Below are 13,977 nucleotides of genomic sequence, written 5' to 3'. Positions count from 1 at the left end.
AAAGATTATGCTCCTGATCAGGCTCTAATCCTCAGAAAATAAAATTGAACTCATGAAAAAAATAATCATAATATTCGCACTGGCCTTCTCACATTTTTTCAATGTGTATGGGCAAAAAGATAAACTTGACCAGCTTTTTGACAAATATCAGGAAGTAGAGGGGGTAACTTCTATAAAAATTGCAAAACCGATGTTCGGAATGCTGAATAACCTGGATCTTGGTGATGCGGAACTGGATCAGATAAAGCCTTTACTCTCAAAAATTAATGGTTTGAAAGTACTTATTGCGGAAAAGTCCCAAGATGGGAGTTCTGTAAAAGGACAGAAGTTAGATCAGATCAGCAAAGATATTTCGTCTTATTTAAGCAATTTGAATTATAACGAAATCATGACCATGAACAGTAATGGTGCCAAAATAAAATTCCTTTCAGCTGAAGAAAAAAATGGGATTCTGGATGATTTGTTACTAAGTATTGATAGCGGAGGAGAAGAGAATATTCTGGTGAAGCTGGATGGCAAATTGTCTATGAATGATATTAATAAACTTATCAGTTCGACGGAAACGAAAATCAATCCTGTTACTTATACCAGAAACAATATTACCTCAGATATTACCTCTTCCTATTTAAACGGAGAAGCCAGAAATGTCGGTGAATTTTCAGGAATTCAGGTGAGTACCGGTGTAAATGTAGTTTTTAAACAGGAAAGTCCTACGAATATTAAGGTGATTGCAGATGCAGACAAGCTGCAGTATATCGTTACTAAAGTTGAGAACGGGGTGTTAAAAGTTTATGTTGATAATAAAGGGCAGAAAAACCTGAAATTCAAAAACATCAGTGTAAATGTTTCTTCGCCAAGAATGGATAATATCAAAACTTCTTCTGGATCAACCTTTACAACAGTTAATGCTGTGAAAGAAAATAATATGGTGATCGATGCATCTTCCGGTTCTATAGTGAAAGGTAAATTTATGATTTCAAATAATACAACGGTGGAAGCAACTTCCGGATCCGATATTAAAATTAATATCAATTCTAAAAACTTTACTTTCAAAGGATCAAGCGGTTCGAATACAAGTTTTGAGGGGCAGACAGGAATAGCAAGCTTTGATATGAGCAGCGGAGCGCTTTGTAATGCTGAAAACTTAAAAGTAAATATGGCAGATGCAGAATCTTCATCAGGATCTAGTCTTTCTGTGAATGTTACTGATAAATTAAAGGCTAAAGCATCTTCAGGAGGTATTATCAAATATAAGGGTAATCCGGAAATCACATCCGATATCAGTAAAACCTCAGGCGGGGCTTTAAAGCAAATTAATTAAAGACTAAAAAACAATCGCCATGAAAATACTAAAGAACATTTTTCTGATCATTGGTACGATGTTTCTGATGCAGTCATGCATCGTTTCTTCCGGAAAAGGAAATATGGTTTATTTTTCAGATTCCGGGAACGATTTTAAAGGAGCGAGATTTACAAGTATCAATGTACCTATGTTTCTTGCAAAACCGGTAATTAAAAAAGCATTGAGAGAAGACGGGGAGGATAATGAAGAAATTATCAAGCTGGTCAAAAAAGTTTCCAAAATAAAAGTATTGACGGTGGAAAATGGAGACAGGGCTATGCTGAAAGATTTTGCGAATTACTTAAATAACAATAATTACGAAGACTGGGCAACGATAAAGCATGATGGAGATAATGTGAACATTCGTGTAAAACAAAAAGATGATGTTATCAAAAATATGTTGATCACAGTAAACTCCGATAAAGAATTGGTTTTTGTAGATGTTAAAGGAAGCTTTACTGCAGATGATATTTCTAAAATGATTGCCTCAGCGATGGATAAATAGACACTTCATATTCATATACTTATTATTTTGTACAATCAGGCCGTTCTGAAAAAGAACGGTTTTTTTGATTTAAGTTATTGATTATTAAATTTTATGTAAACTATCAAAATCGATTTTCGTATCTCGCTAAAATGTCTTAATTTTGCAAGAAAGTAAAGATGTCTATTCATAACAAAATTGTAGAGACAGCCATCACTTTCGATGACGTGCTTCTAGTCCCTTCTTATTCAGAAGTTTTACCTAATCAGGTTTCATTAAAATCAAGACTTACCGACAAAATTACGCTCAATGTTCCTATCGTTTCTGCTGCAATGGATACCGTTACAGAGGCTGATTTGGCAATTGCTTTGGCGAGAGTTGGAGGTTTAGGTTTCATTCACAAAAATATGACGATTGCGGAACAGGCTGCACAGGTAAACAGAGTAAAACGTTCTGAAAACGGAATGATTTCTGATCCTGTTACCCTTTCAAAAGACCATACTTTAGCACAGGCTAAAGAAACAATGGCTAAATATAAAATCTCCGGTCTTCCCGTTGTAGATGCTGAAAATACATTGATTGGTATTATTACAAACAGAGATGTAAAATATCAGGAAAACCTTGATATGAAGGTCGAAGAGATCATGACGAAAGATAATCTGATCACTTCCGATAAAAATACAAACCTGGAAAAAGCAAAAGAAATCCTTCTTAAAAACAGAGTTGAAAAGCTTCCTATCGTGGATGCTGATAACAAATTAGTAGGATTGATTACTATTAAAGATATCGACAATCAATTAGAATATCCAAACGCTAACAAAGACAAAAACGGACGTTTAATCGTTGGAGCAGGAGTTGGAGTCGGAGAAGATACTTTGGACAGAATTGCTGCTTTGGTTCAGGCTGGAGTTGATATCATCGGAATTGATTCTGCACATGGTCATTCAAAAGGAGTGTTAGATAAAATCTCAGAAATCAGACAAGCATATCCTGATTTGGATATTGTTGGTGGAAATATCGTAACGGCTGAAGCTGCTGAAGATTTGATCAAAGCTGGGGCAAACGTTCTTAAAGTAGGAGTTGGACCTGGCTCTATTTGTACAACAAGAGTAGTTGCAGGAGTTGGAGTTCCTCAATTATCTGCCATTTATAACGTATATGAATACGCTAAGACCAAAAATGTTGCAGTAATTGCAGATGGAGGGATTAAGCTTTCAGGAGATATTGTTAAGGCAATTGCTAGTGGTGCAGGAGCTGTAATGTTAGGATCATTATTGGCAGGTACGGATGAGGCACCGGGAGAAGAAATTATTTTCCAGGGTAGAAAATTCAAAACATACCAGGGAATGGGAAGCCTTTCTGCAATGAAGAGAGGAGGTAAAGAAAGATATTTCCAAAGTGAAGCTAAAAAATTCGTTCCTGAAGGAATTGAAGGAAGAGTGCCTAGTAAAGGAAAACTGGAAGATGTTATTTTTCAGTTGACAGGAGGACTTAGAGCTGGGATGGGATATTGTGGAGCAAAAGATGTTGAAGCTTTACAGAAAGACACTAAAATGGTAATGATTACAGGTAGCGGATTGAAAGAATCACATCCACATGATGTGATTATTACTCAAGAAGCTCCGAATTATTCTTTGTAATAAATAATTTTATGATAGAAAAAACTCACAGATTTTCTGTGAGTTTTTTATTTATTTAATTTTTTTAAATTTAAATTTTGGCTTAATAACATAGTTTAAGAATTGTCCTTTTGATCGTGCAGTTTTGAATTTCTCAGATATTTCTATCGGAACTTTATAGTAATCATAAATAGCTCCCGACTGATATATAATTCTTAATATTTCAGTCTTCGGGAAATATAGATAATGATTGACTACACTTGAAGGCATATCATTATTTAATCAAGAATTATTCCTTAAAACTTTAAGAGTTTGTTGATTTATTCTCCGAGTTTGTTTTTGAAATCATCAATCCTGAAATCAGTGACGGCATTTCCTTTCTCTATCTTTTCTTTGGCATATAATCGAAAATCATTTTCGGTTTTTTCAAGAAGGTGGTCATAAGGCCCAATATGAGAAATAAGTTTCACCAGAACCGGCGAAATTTCAAGACAGATAAAAAGCCCCATGATAAAGCTGGCAGCTAACCCTATAATTGCCGAGTTTTTTCCTAATTCATCCAAAGCTTGAAGCCTTGCAGCAAAACCGTTGAATTTATCTTCAAAAGTTTCAGTTGATTTTCTTTCTGTTTCAAGGTTAGTATAAACTTTTGAAATTTCCTTATCAAGATATTCCAATCTTGGAGCAACCTGTTTTTGATAATTTTCTAGATCCTGCCGTCTTTGTTCCTTCAATTCCTGTTTACGTTTTGCATTACTCCCAAAACCTACCTTTCCGCTGGTAAGACCTGTTTTGGTACCAAGAATTTCTTTTTCAAGTTCTACTGAGGCGGAGTCATAAGATTTTTGATATTGAGCAATCTTTTCTGAGATTTGTTTTTTCTCGGTCTCAAAAGGTCCGCTTTGTTGCAGGATACGTCCGTTCATTTCTCCCTGTAACTGCTTCTTGTTTCTTTGAATAATGGTATTTAACTGTTTGTTGACTTCTTTTTCAAAAATTTTAAGTTCTAATGGCTTTGAAATGATAATACCTAAAAAAGTTGCCAATACAAGACGTGGAATAGCCATTAAGATCTGATTCCACCATGTACCTGTTTTTTTAATGGATGAAACAATATAACGGTCCAGATTAAAAATCATTAGCCCCCATAAAATACCAAATCCAATAGCTGTCCAAATATTATCAAATACAGTAAACATAGCGTAACCTGCGGAAAGGGTAGCGAATACAGCAGTAAAAAGAACTATTCCACCGATTCCTGAAAACTTATTCCATTCGCTGGGTGTTTTTCTTAGGATATGGATGTTTCCGCCAGAACAGATTATAAGGAATTTCTGAAACCAATTGATCTTATAATCATTTTGATTTATAATTGATTGTGTTTTTTTCATAACAGAAAATTTATACAAAAGTAATACTAAAAACCATACCAATGTTAAAAATAGTATTATGTTTTACCAAGTATGTAGCTGGTGTTGTTTATTTATTTGTTTATCAGTGAGTTATGTTTTTATTTAATGAAGTGTTAAATATTTGTGAAATTTAATTTATAATTATTGATATAGATTTAAAAAATAATGATAGTTTTGCCGAAAATATTACTTAAGTGTTATAATATGAAGAAAATAAGTGTAATTTTCGCGTTAATATCCTTTATTAACGTATTTTCTCAAAACATAAATAAATCTTGTGGTTTTGATGAGGTAATGAGAAAAATGAATTCCAAATACCCAAGTTTAGAGAAAAACAGGGAAGATGTAGATGCAAGATTTGCAGGTTTAAATGTTCAGTCTTATCTCAACAAAGTTGGGGCAACAACGTCTTGGAACGGACTTTATACAGGGCAGATATACGAGATTCCTGTTGTAGTACATGTTATTGAATCCAATGCTGCTGCTAATTCAAATTTACATTTGACAGACCAGGAAATAATCAACTGGATTGGTAGGGCAAATAGTATGTACGCAACAACATATGGTAATGGGTTTTATCCGGAAGGCTCAGGACCTACTGGTGGAGCTGTAATTCCTTTTAAGCTTGTATTGGCAAAACGAGCGCCTAATTGTACACCTACATCAGGAATTATCAGATATAATGGAAGTACACTAGCCGATTATGATGATTATGGAGTTGCAATGCAAGATATTTATGGAACTCCTGATTATATAATTAAAAATGAACTTGCACCTCATTGGCCGGAAAATTCTTATTTTAATATTTATGTAGTTATCGGATTTGATGGCGAGCAACAGTTATCATATGGTTTAATGGGATATGCTATGTTTCCTGATTCCTACGACTATAATTATGAAAGTTTCATGAAAGTGGCGACGATTAAAAACCAAAATGATACTACACTTACCCATGAGTTAGGCCATGCATTCGGATTATACCATACATTTGAAGGAATATCATATACTAATCAGACAACATGTCCTGTAAATACTAATTGTGCAATTAACGGAGACAGGGTTTGTGACACTTCACCTTCAAGAAGTATGTACGGGGTTGCAGTTCCAAGTAATAATAGCATTGATCCTTGTACAGGAGTAAATTATGATGGAACACAGTATAACATTATGAATTATACCAATGTTGAAAGAAAATTTACCGACGGGCAAAGAGACAGAGCTGTATTGATGATGATGGAATATAGAAAAAATCTTCTTAATTCATTAGGAGGGAAGGACCCTTCTCTCACTATCACTTCTCCGGTTAGTGTAATTGCTGCACAATGTAATCCTGCGGGGATTCTCCATCCTACAAATAATAACTTCGCCATAGGTCCTTACAGAGTTGTTATGGGATCTATTAATAGTATTAGTAATGGGTATGACTCTGATGAGGCAGCTCCTGTTTATTATGCAGATTATGCTAATGCAACATGTATTAGACCTGCTTATTATACTGATATTTCTACATCGACAAGTACTCAGCTTAAAGTGAGCTATTTAAATGGATTTGGTCAGGCAGATAAATTCAGAACAAAAGTTTGGATCGATTATAACAACAATGGTACTTTTGAAGCGGGAGAATTAGTAGTTAATAATGTTTCAACGAACCCATTAAACCCAAATGCTGCCGTTACTATTACTAATAATATTACTGCTCCAGCTACTGCGGTAAAAAATACTTACTTGCGAATGAGAGTTGCTGTAGATGCTGCTACTTATAATTCAAATACTCTTCCTGATTTTGACGCCTGCTCTCAATTACAGTATGGACAGATGGAAGATTATGCAGTAAGAGTTTTAGATGTTTTAGGTACTTCTGAAGTGAAAGAAAGTGCTGAAACTAAAATTGTATACTTGAAAGCAGATAATAAGTTAAAACTTGTTGGAAGAAACGAAATTTTTGGAGATTATCAGCTTTTAGATATGAGTGGCAAATTGATTCAGAAAGGAAATTCAAAGACAGATGAAATTCAGATTAATCAGCAGCTTCCAAAAGGAGTTTATATTGTAACTTATTCCAATAGCGGTAAAGCAAACTCACAAAAATTCATTAATAACTAATTAAATATAAAAGAAGCTCTGAAAAGAGCTTCTTTTCATTTTTTAAATGAAAAGAATTATTTACTTTATAATATGTTGTTTTTTATTGGCAGGCTGTCAGTCACAAAATAAAAATCTGAATTTTGAAAATGGAAGTGTGAGACAAAGTTCTGATCCTAAAAAATATCTTCTTGGTAATTGGAAATTAATCGAAAGAAACTATTTTGACGGGAGTGACAAAAAATCTTATTTCCTTCATGCATGTGAAAAGAAATATTCTCTAAGTTTTGTAAAAGAACAGTCAGAGTTTTTTCTAACTAAAAACTACACAGATGGTAGTAATTGTGAAAGAAAAAGTAATTCCGGTAAAATTTTAGTTTCAATACATGATGGTTTTTTCTCTTATTTAGATATTGATTTAAAAAGAAACGAATATTATAAAATTATCTCTGAAAACAAATTTTCTATTCTTTACAATGAGATCTTAGAAGGAAAAGTCAGGGAAATTGAAGATGTATATGAACGATTTTAAATGTAAAATTCATTTGTAAAAATAGTCTTATCTTTAAATAACCAACCTACAAAAAAGATAGTTATGAAAAATGCAGTAAAACTTTCACTAATGTGTATCGCATTCGTTTTGGTTTCCTGTAAAAAGGAAAAGACTATTGATGAAGAACTGAAGGAAGTTGCAACCAATATGAATAAACTTACCCCTCAGGTTCTCAATGACGGAATTCGTCTGGACAGTGTTTCGGCTTTACCTAATAAAGTTTTCAAATATAATTATACGCTAACGGATGATGTTAAAGAAAGTGTGACACCGGAAGAAATAGAAATATTTAAAAGCCAGGCTAAAGAAGGTGCAATAAGAACTGTAAAAACTTCTCAAGATATGGAAGAATTCAGGATTAATGATGTGACTTTACAATATTTTTATTCTGATAAAAACGGAAAGCCGACAGCAGACTTTACCATTACTCCTGCTGAATATAAAAGAAAATAATAGTTATTTCAGCCGATCCGGGTTTTGCTTTAAAAAACTTTCCCATCCGGTATAGGATTTAGTATCTGTAAGTGTACCGGAATTAAAATGATGACAGACTGCTACTGCCAAACCATCGGAAGCATCGAGGTATTTTGTAGGAAATTCTTTTAACTTCAGAAGATTCTGAAGCATTCCTGCGACCTGCTCTTTGCTTGCGTTTCCGTTTCCGGTAATCGCCATTTTTATTTTTTTGGGAGAATATTCTGTAATAGGAATGTTTCTGTAAAGGCTTGCAGCCATAGCAACTCCTTGAGCTCTTCCTAGTTTTAGCATACTCTGGACGTTTTTGCCATAAAAAGGAGCTTCCAAAGCCACCTCATCAGGATGGAATTCATCGATCAAAGCCAGGGTTTTATCAAAAATATATTTAAGCTTTGTTTCATGATTAGGATATTTCTTCAAAAGTAATTCGTGAATAGAAACCATTTCCATCTTTCCTTTCTTCACAGAAATTAATCCAAATCCCATAACCGTAGTTCCGGGGTCAATTCCTAATATTATTTTCTCTGCTGAAATCATTGCTTCAAAGATACTGCTTTATTCAGCGAGTTAAAAAATGAATAAGGAATTATTTTCCGGTGAGCATTTTCTCTGCAATCGGAATCCATTTCCCGTCATGCCGAAGTAAAAGTATTTTATCAACTATAAATTTAGTTTTATAAGATTTGTTTTGGTAAATTTCCCATGCTTTTATAAAGTTTTCGTAGGTGAGATCTCTGTATCCTATGGTAACATGAGGATTAAAAGAATATTTTCTGAAATTGAATTTTTCTTTAACATTCAGCTGGAGTTGCCTTAAGTTTTCATTCTCTTCGGGCTGTACAAATAAAACGGGATTTTTCGGATTGGGAAAACTTCCAAAACCATTTAATATGACTTCAAAAGGCAGAAGATCTGTATTGATTTTCTGAAATGCTTCATGAATATCATTTTCAAGTTCAGCCTCTCTGTCAAAAGGCGGACATAAAGTAATGTGAGCTTCATTTTTTAGTGCTTTAGAATTGGCAAAATTAATAGCCAGATCTTTTTAAAGCCATTAATTTCCTCAATAATGCTTTGAGGAAGGTAGATAGCTATGAAGTACATTTTTTTCATAGTTCAAAGGTATGTTTTATTTTAATTTAAATTTTTTTTGATACATAAGAAAATTATGCATAGATTTGTAAGGTATTTAAATCTTTGGGATGAAAAAAAATAGTCTCTATAAAGGAACACTCCAGAATATTATTTTAAAGCTGCTTTCAAAGGAAGTTAAAATGTATGGTTATCAAATCACACAACGTGCAAAAGAGCTTACGGAAGGAGAATTGGAAATGACGGAAGGTGCGTTGTATCCTCTCTTGCACAAATTGGAAGCGGACGGAATTATTACCTCTGAAGTAAAGGAAATCAACGGCAGAAACCGAAAATATTACCTGCTTACGGATAAAGGAAAAAAACAACAGGCATTACAGGAAACCGAAATGAAAAGCTATCTGTTTAATCTTAAAACTATTTTTGATATATGATGAAAACAAAACAGAAAAAGAAATCTATAACGATCTTCTTTCCGGAAAGCTTTCACTGGATTTATTAATTGAATGAAAAGATCATTTTTTAACTCTTAATCTGTAATAGTAATGAACAAAGAATACCTTATACAAATAAAAAAATATCTAAAAAGTAAAAGATTGAGCCTGGCTGTATTTGCTGAAGTTTATGACCATTTTGTCATGCAGATTTCGCAATCGATGGATAAAAAAGGAATCAGTTTCCAAGAGGCTTTTGTAAATGCAAAATTGAATTGGGAATACGAGCTTGAAATGGTAAAAGCGGATATTTTTTCATTCAGAAAGATTGCAAGGATAGAAAAAAGGATATTACAAACAAGATTTAAAAAGGTGATATGGTCATCACTTCTTTTTTCTCTGCTGGTGGGATTAACTTTTTTTGTTTCTGAAGAGTTGTTTTTTTATACGGAGATTTTGGTACTCTTAACTTTTATAAGCATTCTGATGTATAATTTTATTGGGAAAAAAATGAGTTTCCGGGAATATCAGCAAATGAGTTTTCATCCTTTACTGTTAAGGAATATATTATTAGCTATTTTAGTTTTTCCGGTGGCAGGGTATTTTTTTAAAACATTCGAGTTTTGGAAACCCATAGTAAATCAGCTGATTATTTTATATAGTGTTGCCGTACAAATTCAGCTTCTGTATTTAAGAGCTAAAAAAATTAATGTATTACTATCATGAATCAAGAACACTTAGATCGTATCAGAGATTATCTTATTTTTCAAAAGCTTCCGTTGGATATTTTACTGGAAGTGGAAGATCATATGGCTTCACAGGTTTTAAATATTCAGAAGAGCGAAAACATAAGTTTTGATGAGGCGTTTCTGAAAACTCAGAAATTGTGGGAGAGTGAGTTTAAAATGACGACCTATTCAGCATTTTATTCGGAACAGATCCCTGTAATTGTTAAGAAAATTGTTAAAGCCAGATATAATAAGATTTTAAAAAAATCCTTTTTTTATGCGTTGATTTCTTTAGCAATCAATTTACTTCTTATTTATTTTTCGAATAGTCAGGAAATGTACACCGACTTTTTTCGGGGGCAGAATTTAATGTTTTTATTAGCTCCCGGTCTAGTGTGGGCATTTAATTATAAAATCAGAAAATACGTCAAAAAGGATTTTAAATATAAAGGAAGGTCATTCTATTCCATCTATCAGCAAAATATAGGAATTATGGTTGTGGGTACTACTACAATGGCTCAGATTGTTGCTAAGGAAGGTAAATACGCATATTTATTGTTTAAAACTAATAATCCTGAAAGCCTCTTGTTTGCTTTAGTTACTTTGCTTCTTCCTTTTATCGCGCAAATGGTTGTGATTTTTGGAATTCTTAATTTCTTTGAGCACAAAAAAACATTGAAAAAATTATCAGTTTTTGTGGCCAATTAGCCTTGAACAATCAATAACAAGTATTTCAAAATTTTATATTGAAATCAAATCACAAAACCAGAAAACATATTCCCCTGTTTCTTCATTTTCATCATTTTGGGGTTTAGGATAAGTTTTCTTAACAGTTTCTCCAACTTCAAAATCAATGGGATTTTTAAAAATAGGACCGTCAAACGTAAAGGTATGAAATTCTCCGTTTTCGCCACAAGGATCTACATTTTCAGGCAGGTCTTTAATGAAATCATGATCGATAATTCTTCCGGCGAAGCTTTTATCCAAATAGGTTTCGTTCACGCAGGTGACAACGGTTTTAAAGCCCAACTCTAAAAATTCATGAATGAGATCGGTCGTATCAATTTTCCATAAAGGGAAAACTCCATTCATTCCAATAGACTTTAATTGGTCTTCACGGTATTTTCTTAAATCTTCCAGAAAAATATCCCCAAAAATAGAATGTGTAATCCCCTGAGATTGTATTGTGCTCATAGTTTTACTCATGATCTCACGATATTCTTCCATGGAAGGTTCTTTCGGAAGCTCCATTTTAATTAAAGGAAAGCCCAGACTTTTGGCTTGTTGTTCCAATAATGAAACATGAACACCGTGCATAGAAATTCTTTGAAACTCTTTATTAATGCTTGTCAGCAAAGAAGTGATTTCAAATTGGTCTTCCTGTAAAGTTTTATATAATGCAAGGGCAGAGTCTTTTCCGCTGCTCCAGTTGAAGATGGCTTTGGGCTTCATTAAACAAGTATTAACTTCAAGATTTAAAATTAAATCGTTCAGTAATGTGTTTATTTATTATCTGGTTTTCCGAAATTATTGAATTCGTTAGCTTCGATCTTGTTTTTTTCGGCTTCCTGCCTTTTTTGTAACTCTTCGGCGTTCCTGTCCATGTCACTTTTGTGTGTGGCATTCATAGGATATGAATTGCAGCTTTTTAAGAATGTTACAGTGAAAATTATCAGCGTTAAGAAAAAGAAATTTTTCATTAAATTTTTTTAGGTATTAAAATAAAATCTACAGATTATCCAAAAATACAAAAAACCTCAAAGAAAATTCCTTGAGGTTTTAATTTATAATTCTTGAAACAGTTTGTTTTCAAAATTGCCAGTCCGGCTATGGACTACATGTTTCTTCTGTATTTACCGCCCACTTCAAACAAAGCATTGGTAATTTGCCCAAGAGAACAATACTTCACGGCATCCATCATCACTTCGAATAGGTTTTGCTGATTGATTGCTGCGTGTTGTAATGTTTTCAAAGCTTCTGCAGATTTATCTTCATTAGATTTCTGGAAATTGTGAAGCATTTCAATCTGGAATTGTTTTTCCTCTTCTGTCGAACGGATAACTTCTCCTGGACGAACGGTTGGCGAACCGTCTTTTCCTAAGAATGTATTTACTCCGATGATCGGATATTCTCCGGTGTGTTTTAACCATTCATAATGCATCGATTCTTCCTGGATTTTTGAACGTTGATACATCGTTTCCATCGCACCAAGAACTCCGCCTCTTTCCGTAATTCTGTCGAATTCAGCGTAAACCGCTTCTTCCACCAAATCCGTCAATTCTTCAATGATAAATGAACCTTGAAGCGGATTTTCGTTTTTCGCTAAACCTAATTCTTTATTGATAATCAACTGGATTGCCATTGCTCTTCTTACAGATTGCTCAGTCGGAGTGGTAATCGCCTCGTCATAAGCATTCGTGTGCAATGAATTACAGTTATCATAGATGGCATAAAGTGCCTGTAAAGTCGTTCTGATGTCATTGAAATCAATTTCCTGAGCGTGAAGTGAACGTCCTGATGTCTGGATGTGGTATTTCAACATCTGGCTTCTTTCGTCAGCTCCGTATTTCAGTTTCATTGCTTTTGCCCAGATTCTTCTTGCCACGCGTCCGATTACGGAATATTCAGGGTCGATACCGTTGGAGAAGAAGAATGATAAGTTCGGTGCAAAATCATTGATGTCCATTCCTCTAGACAAATAATATTCAACATACGTGAAACCGTTTGCTAACGTAAATGCCAACTGGGAAACCGGATTTGCGCCCGCTTCTGCAATGTGATATCCTGAAATAGAAACAGAGTAGAAGTTTCTTACTTTTTCTTTGATGAAATATTCCTGAACATCGCCCATTAATCTCAAGGCAAATTCAGTAGAGAAAATGCACGTATTCTGAGCCTGGTCTTCTTTTAAAATATCAGCCTGAACCGTTCCACGAACGGTTGCGATGGTTTTAGCTTTAATTTCAGCATAAACATCAGCAGGAATTACTTCATCACCTGTGATTCCTAATAATTTTAAACCTAAACCATTATTAGAAGGCGGCAATTCTCCGTTATATTTTGGTCTTGCTAAACCTTTATCGTCGAATTTTTCCTTAAGCTTAGCCTCAACCTTAGCCTCAAGATTATTTTCTGCAATATATTTTTCAATATTTTGATCAATTGCTGCATTCATAAAGAAAGCCAATAGCATCGGAGCCGGGCCGTTGATGGTCATTGAAACAGATGTCAATGCATTCACCAAATCAAAACCTGAATACAGTTTTTTAGCATCATCCAATGTTGCAATGGAAACTCCTGCATTTCCGATTTTACCGTAAATATCCGGTGGTAAAGCGGGATCTTGACCATATAATGTTACCGAGTCGAAAGCGGTTGATAAACGTTTCGCAGGCATTTCCGCAGAAACATAGTGGAATCTTCTGTTGGTTCTTTCAGGACCTCCTTCTCCCGCGAACATTCTCGTTGGATCTTCTCCGGTTCTTTTGAATGGATAAATTCCTGCGGTGTAGGGGAAACTTCCCGGAAGATTTTCCTGACCTTTCCATTTGATCAGATCACCCCAATCGTTATATTTTGGTAATGCAATTTTCGGAATTCTTAAATGAGATAAAGATTCTGTTGAGGTTTCCACCTTAATTTCTTTTCCTCTTACGAAGTAGGAGTAAAACTCGGCGTGAAAAGCTTTTTTCGTATCATCCCAGGTTTTCAGGAAGTCGATATTTTCTTGCTGCAGTTCTTTTTCAGCTTTTTG

At 34.1% G+C, this 13,977-nt stretch carries 16 protein-coding genes and 1 pseudogene; 10 read left to right on the top strand and 7 right to left on the bottom strand.

Going from position 1 to position 13,977, the window contains the following annotated elements:
• Positions 1 to 52 precede the first annotated feature (52 nt).
• The 3 genes from MKS83_RS11345 to guaB all read left to right on the top strand — a co-directional run bounded on the left by MKS83_RS11345 (position 53) and on the right by guaB (position 3,466).
• Positions 53 to 1,321, top strand: a complete 1,269-nt coding sequence (locus MKS83_RS11345; protein WP_240579794.1) for a DUF4252 domain-containing protein — start codon at positions 53 to 55, stop codon at positions 1,319 to 1,321.
• A gap of 19 nt (positions 1,322 to 1,340) precedes the next feature.
• Positions 1,341 to 1,847, top strand: coding sequence for a DUF4252 domain-containing protein (locus tag MKS83_RS11340; protein ID WP_240579793.1), 507 nt, complete (start codon positions 1,341 to 1,343; stop codon positions 1,845 to 1,847).
• A gap of 158 nt (positions 1,848 to 2,005) precedes the next feature.
• Positions 2,006 to 3,466: an IMP dehydrogenase gene (gene guaB / locus MKS83_RS11335; RefSeq protein WP_240579792.1), complete on the top strand. Its 1,461-nt coding sequence runs from the start codon at positions 2,006 to 2,008 to the stop codon at positions 3,464 to 3,466.
• 51 nt (positions 3,467 to 3,517) lie between these two features.
• Here guaB and MKS83_RS11330 read toward each other — a convergent pair whose 3' ends face one another.
• Both MKS83_RS11330 and MKS83_RS11325 read right to left on the bottom strand, forming a co-directional pair.
• Positions 3,518 to 3,715, bottom strand: coding sequence for a KTSC domain-containing protein (locus MKS83_RS11330; RefSeq protein WP_240579791.1), 198 nt, complete (start codon positions 3,713 to 3,715; stop codon positions 3,518 to 3,520).
• A gap of 50 nt (positions 3,716 to 3,765) precedes the next feature.
• The gene (locus MKS83_RS11325; protein ID WP_240579790.1) at positions 3,766 to 4,836 is read right to left on the bottom strand and encodes a DUF4407 domain-containing protein; all 1,071 of its coding nucleotides are present in this window, start codon (positions 4,834 to 4,836) and stop codon (positions 3,766 to 3,768) included.
• A gap of 324 nt (positions 4,837 to 5,160) precedes the next feature.
• On the opposite strand from MKS83_RS11325, the gene MKS83_RS11320 reads away from it, so the two are divergent.
• From MKS83_RS11320 to MKS83_RS11310, 3 genes are all read left to right on the top strand, one after another.
• On the top strand, positions 5,161 to 6,960 hold the full coding sequence (locus tag MKS83_RS11320; RefSeq protein ID WP_240579789.1) for a zinc-dependent metalloprotease: 1,800 nt from the start codon (positions 5,161 to 5,163) through the stop codon (positions 6,958 to 6,960).
• Positions 6,961 to 7,006: 46 nt separating this feature from the next.
• Positions 7,007 to 7,471: a hypothetical protein gene (locus MKS83_RS11315; protein WP_240579788.1), complete on the top strand. Its 465-nt coding sequence runs from the start codon at positions 7,007 to 7,009 to the stop codon at positions 7,469 to 7,471.
• A gap of 63 nt (positions 7,472 to 7,534) precedes the next feature.
• Positions 7,535 to 7,945: a hypothetical protein gene (locus tag MKS83_RS11310; RefSeq protein WP_240579787.1), complete on the top strand. Its 411-nt coding sequence runs from the start codon at positions 7,535 to 7,537 to the stop codon at positions 7,943 to 7,945.
• A 3-nt stretch (positions 7,946 to 7,948) separates the two neighbouring features.
• On the opposite strand, the gene ruvC is transcribed toward MKS83_RS11310, so the two are convergent.
• The gene (ruvC, locus tag MKS83_RS11305; protein ID WP_185116773.1) at positions 7,949 to 8,503 is read right to left on the bottom strand and encodes a crossover junction endodeoxyribonuclease RuvC; all 555 of its coding nucleotides are present in this window, start codon (positions 8,501 to 8,503) and stop codon (positions 7,949 to 7,951) included.
• 52 nt (positions 8,504 to 8,555) lie between these two features.
• On the bottom strand, positions 8,556 to 8,960 hold the full coding sequence (locus MKS83_RS11300) for a 2'-5' RNA ligase family protein (RefSeq protein ID WP_240583186.1): 405 nt from the start codon (positions 8,958 to 8,960) through the stop codon (positions 8,556 to 8,558).
• Positions 8,961 to 9,171: 211 nt separating this feature from the next.
• On the opposite strand from MKS83_RS11300, the gene MKS83_RS11295 reads away from it, so the two are divergent.
• The 3 genes from MKS83_RS11295 to MKS83_RS11285 all read left to right on the top strand — a co-directional run bounded on the left by MKS83_RS11295 (position 9,172) and on the right by MKS83_RS11285 (position 10,931).
• Positions 9,172 to 9,495, top strand: coding sequence for a PadR family transcriptional regulator (locus tag MKS83_RS11295; RefSeq protein ID WP_240579786.1), 324 nt, complete (start codon positions 9,172 to 9,174; stop codon positions 9,493 to 9,495).
• A gap of 162 nt (positions 9,496 to 9,657) precedes the next feature.
• On the top strand, positions 9,658 to 10,221 hold the full coding sequence (locus tag MKS83_RS11290) for a hypothetical protein (RefSeq protein WP_240579785.1): 564 nt from the start codon (positions 9,658 to 9,660) through the stop codon (positions 10,219 to 10,221).
• Complete coding sequence (locus tag MKS83_RS11285; RefSeq protein ID WP_240579784.1) at positions 10,218 to 10,931, top strand: hypothetical protein; 714 nt, start codon at positions 10,218 to 10,220, stop codon at positions 10,929 to 10,931. Before MKS83_RS11290 ends, MKS83_RS11285 begins: the two co-directional genes overlap by 4 nt.
• Before the next feature lie 33 nt (positions 10,932 to 10,964).
• On the opposite strand, the gene MKS83_RS11280 is transcribed toward MKS83_RS11285, so the two are convergent.
• The 3 genes and pseudogenes from MKS83_RS11280 to MKS83_RS22320 form a co-directional block, all read right to left on the bottom strand.
• The gene (locus MKS83_RS11280) at positions 10,965 to 11,675 is read right to left on the bottom strand and encodes a diphthine--ammonia ligase (RefSeq protein ID WP_240579783.1); all 711 of its coding nucleotides are present in this window, start codon (positions 11,673 to 11,675) and stop codon (positions 10,965 to 10,967) included.
• Between the two features lie 50 nt (positions 11,676 to 11,725).
• On the bottom strand, positions 11,726 to 11,923 hold the full coding sequence (locus MKS83_RS11275) for a hypothetical protein (RefSeq protein WP_240579782.1): 198 nt from the start codon (positions 11,921 to 11,923) through the stop codon (positions 11,726 to 11,728).
• A 134-nt stretch (positions 11,924 to 12,057) separates the two neighbouring features.
• Positions 12,058 to 13,707, bottom strand: a pseudogene (locus tag MKS83_RS22320) (methylmalonyl-CoA mutase family protein); the annotation flags it as partial.
• On the opposite strand from MKS83_RS22320, the gene MKS83_RS22315 reads away from it, so the two are divergent.
• Positions 13,636 to 13,806 carry a hypothetical protein gene (locus MKS83_RS22315; protein WP_410679609.1) on the top strand — a complete coding sequence of 57 codons (171 nt, stop codon included), beginning with the start codon at positions 13,636 to 13,638 and terminating at the stop codon, positions 13,804 to 13,806. The pseudogene MKS83_RS22320 and the gene MKS83_RS22315 overlap by 72 nt on opposite strands.
• Positions 13,807 to 13,977 lie beyond the last annotated feature (171 nt).

Origin of the sequence: Chryseobacterium sp. Y16C (assembly GCF_022488405.1) — a bacterium.
GTDB lineage: Bacteria > Bacteroidota > Bacteroidia > Flavobacteriales > Weeksellaceae > Chryseobacterium > Chryseobacterium geocarposphaerae.
Note: the sequence above shows the minus strand (reverse complement) of the source record. Positions and strands in the feature narration are given on the sequence as shown.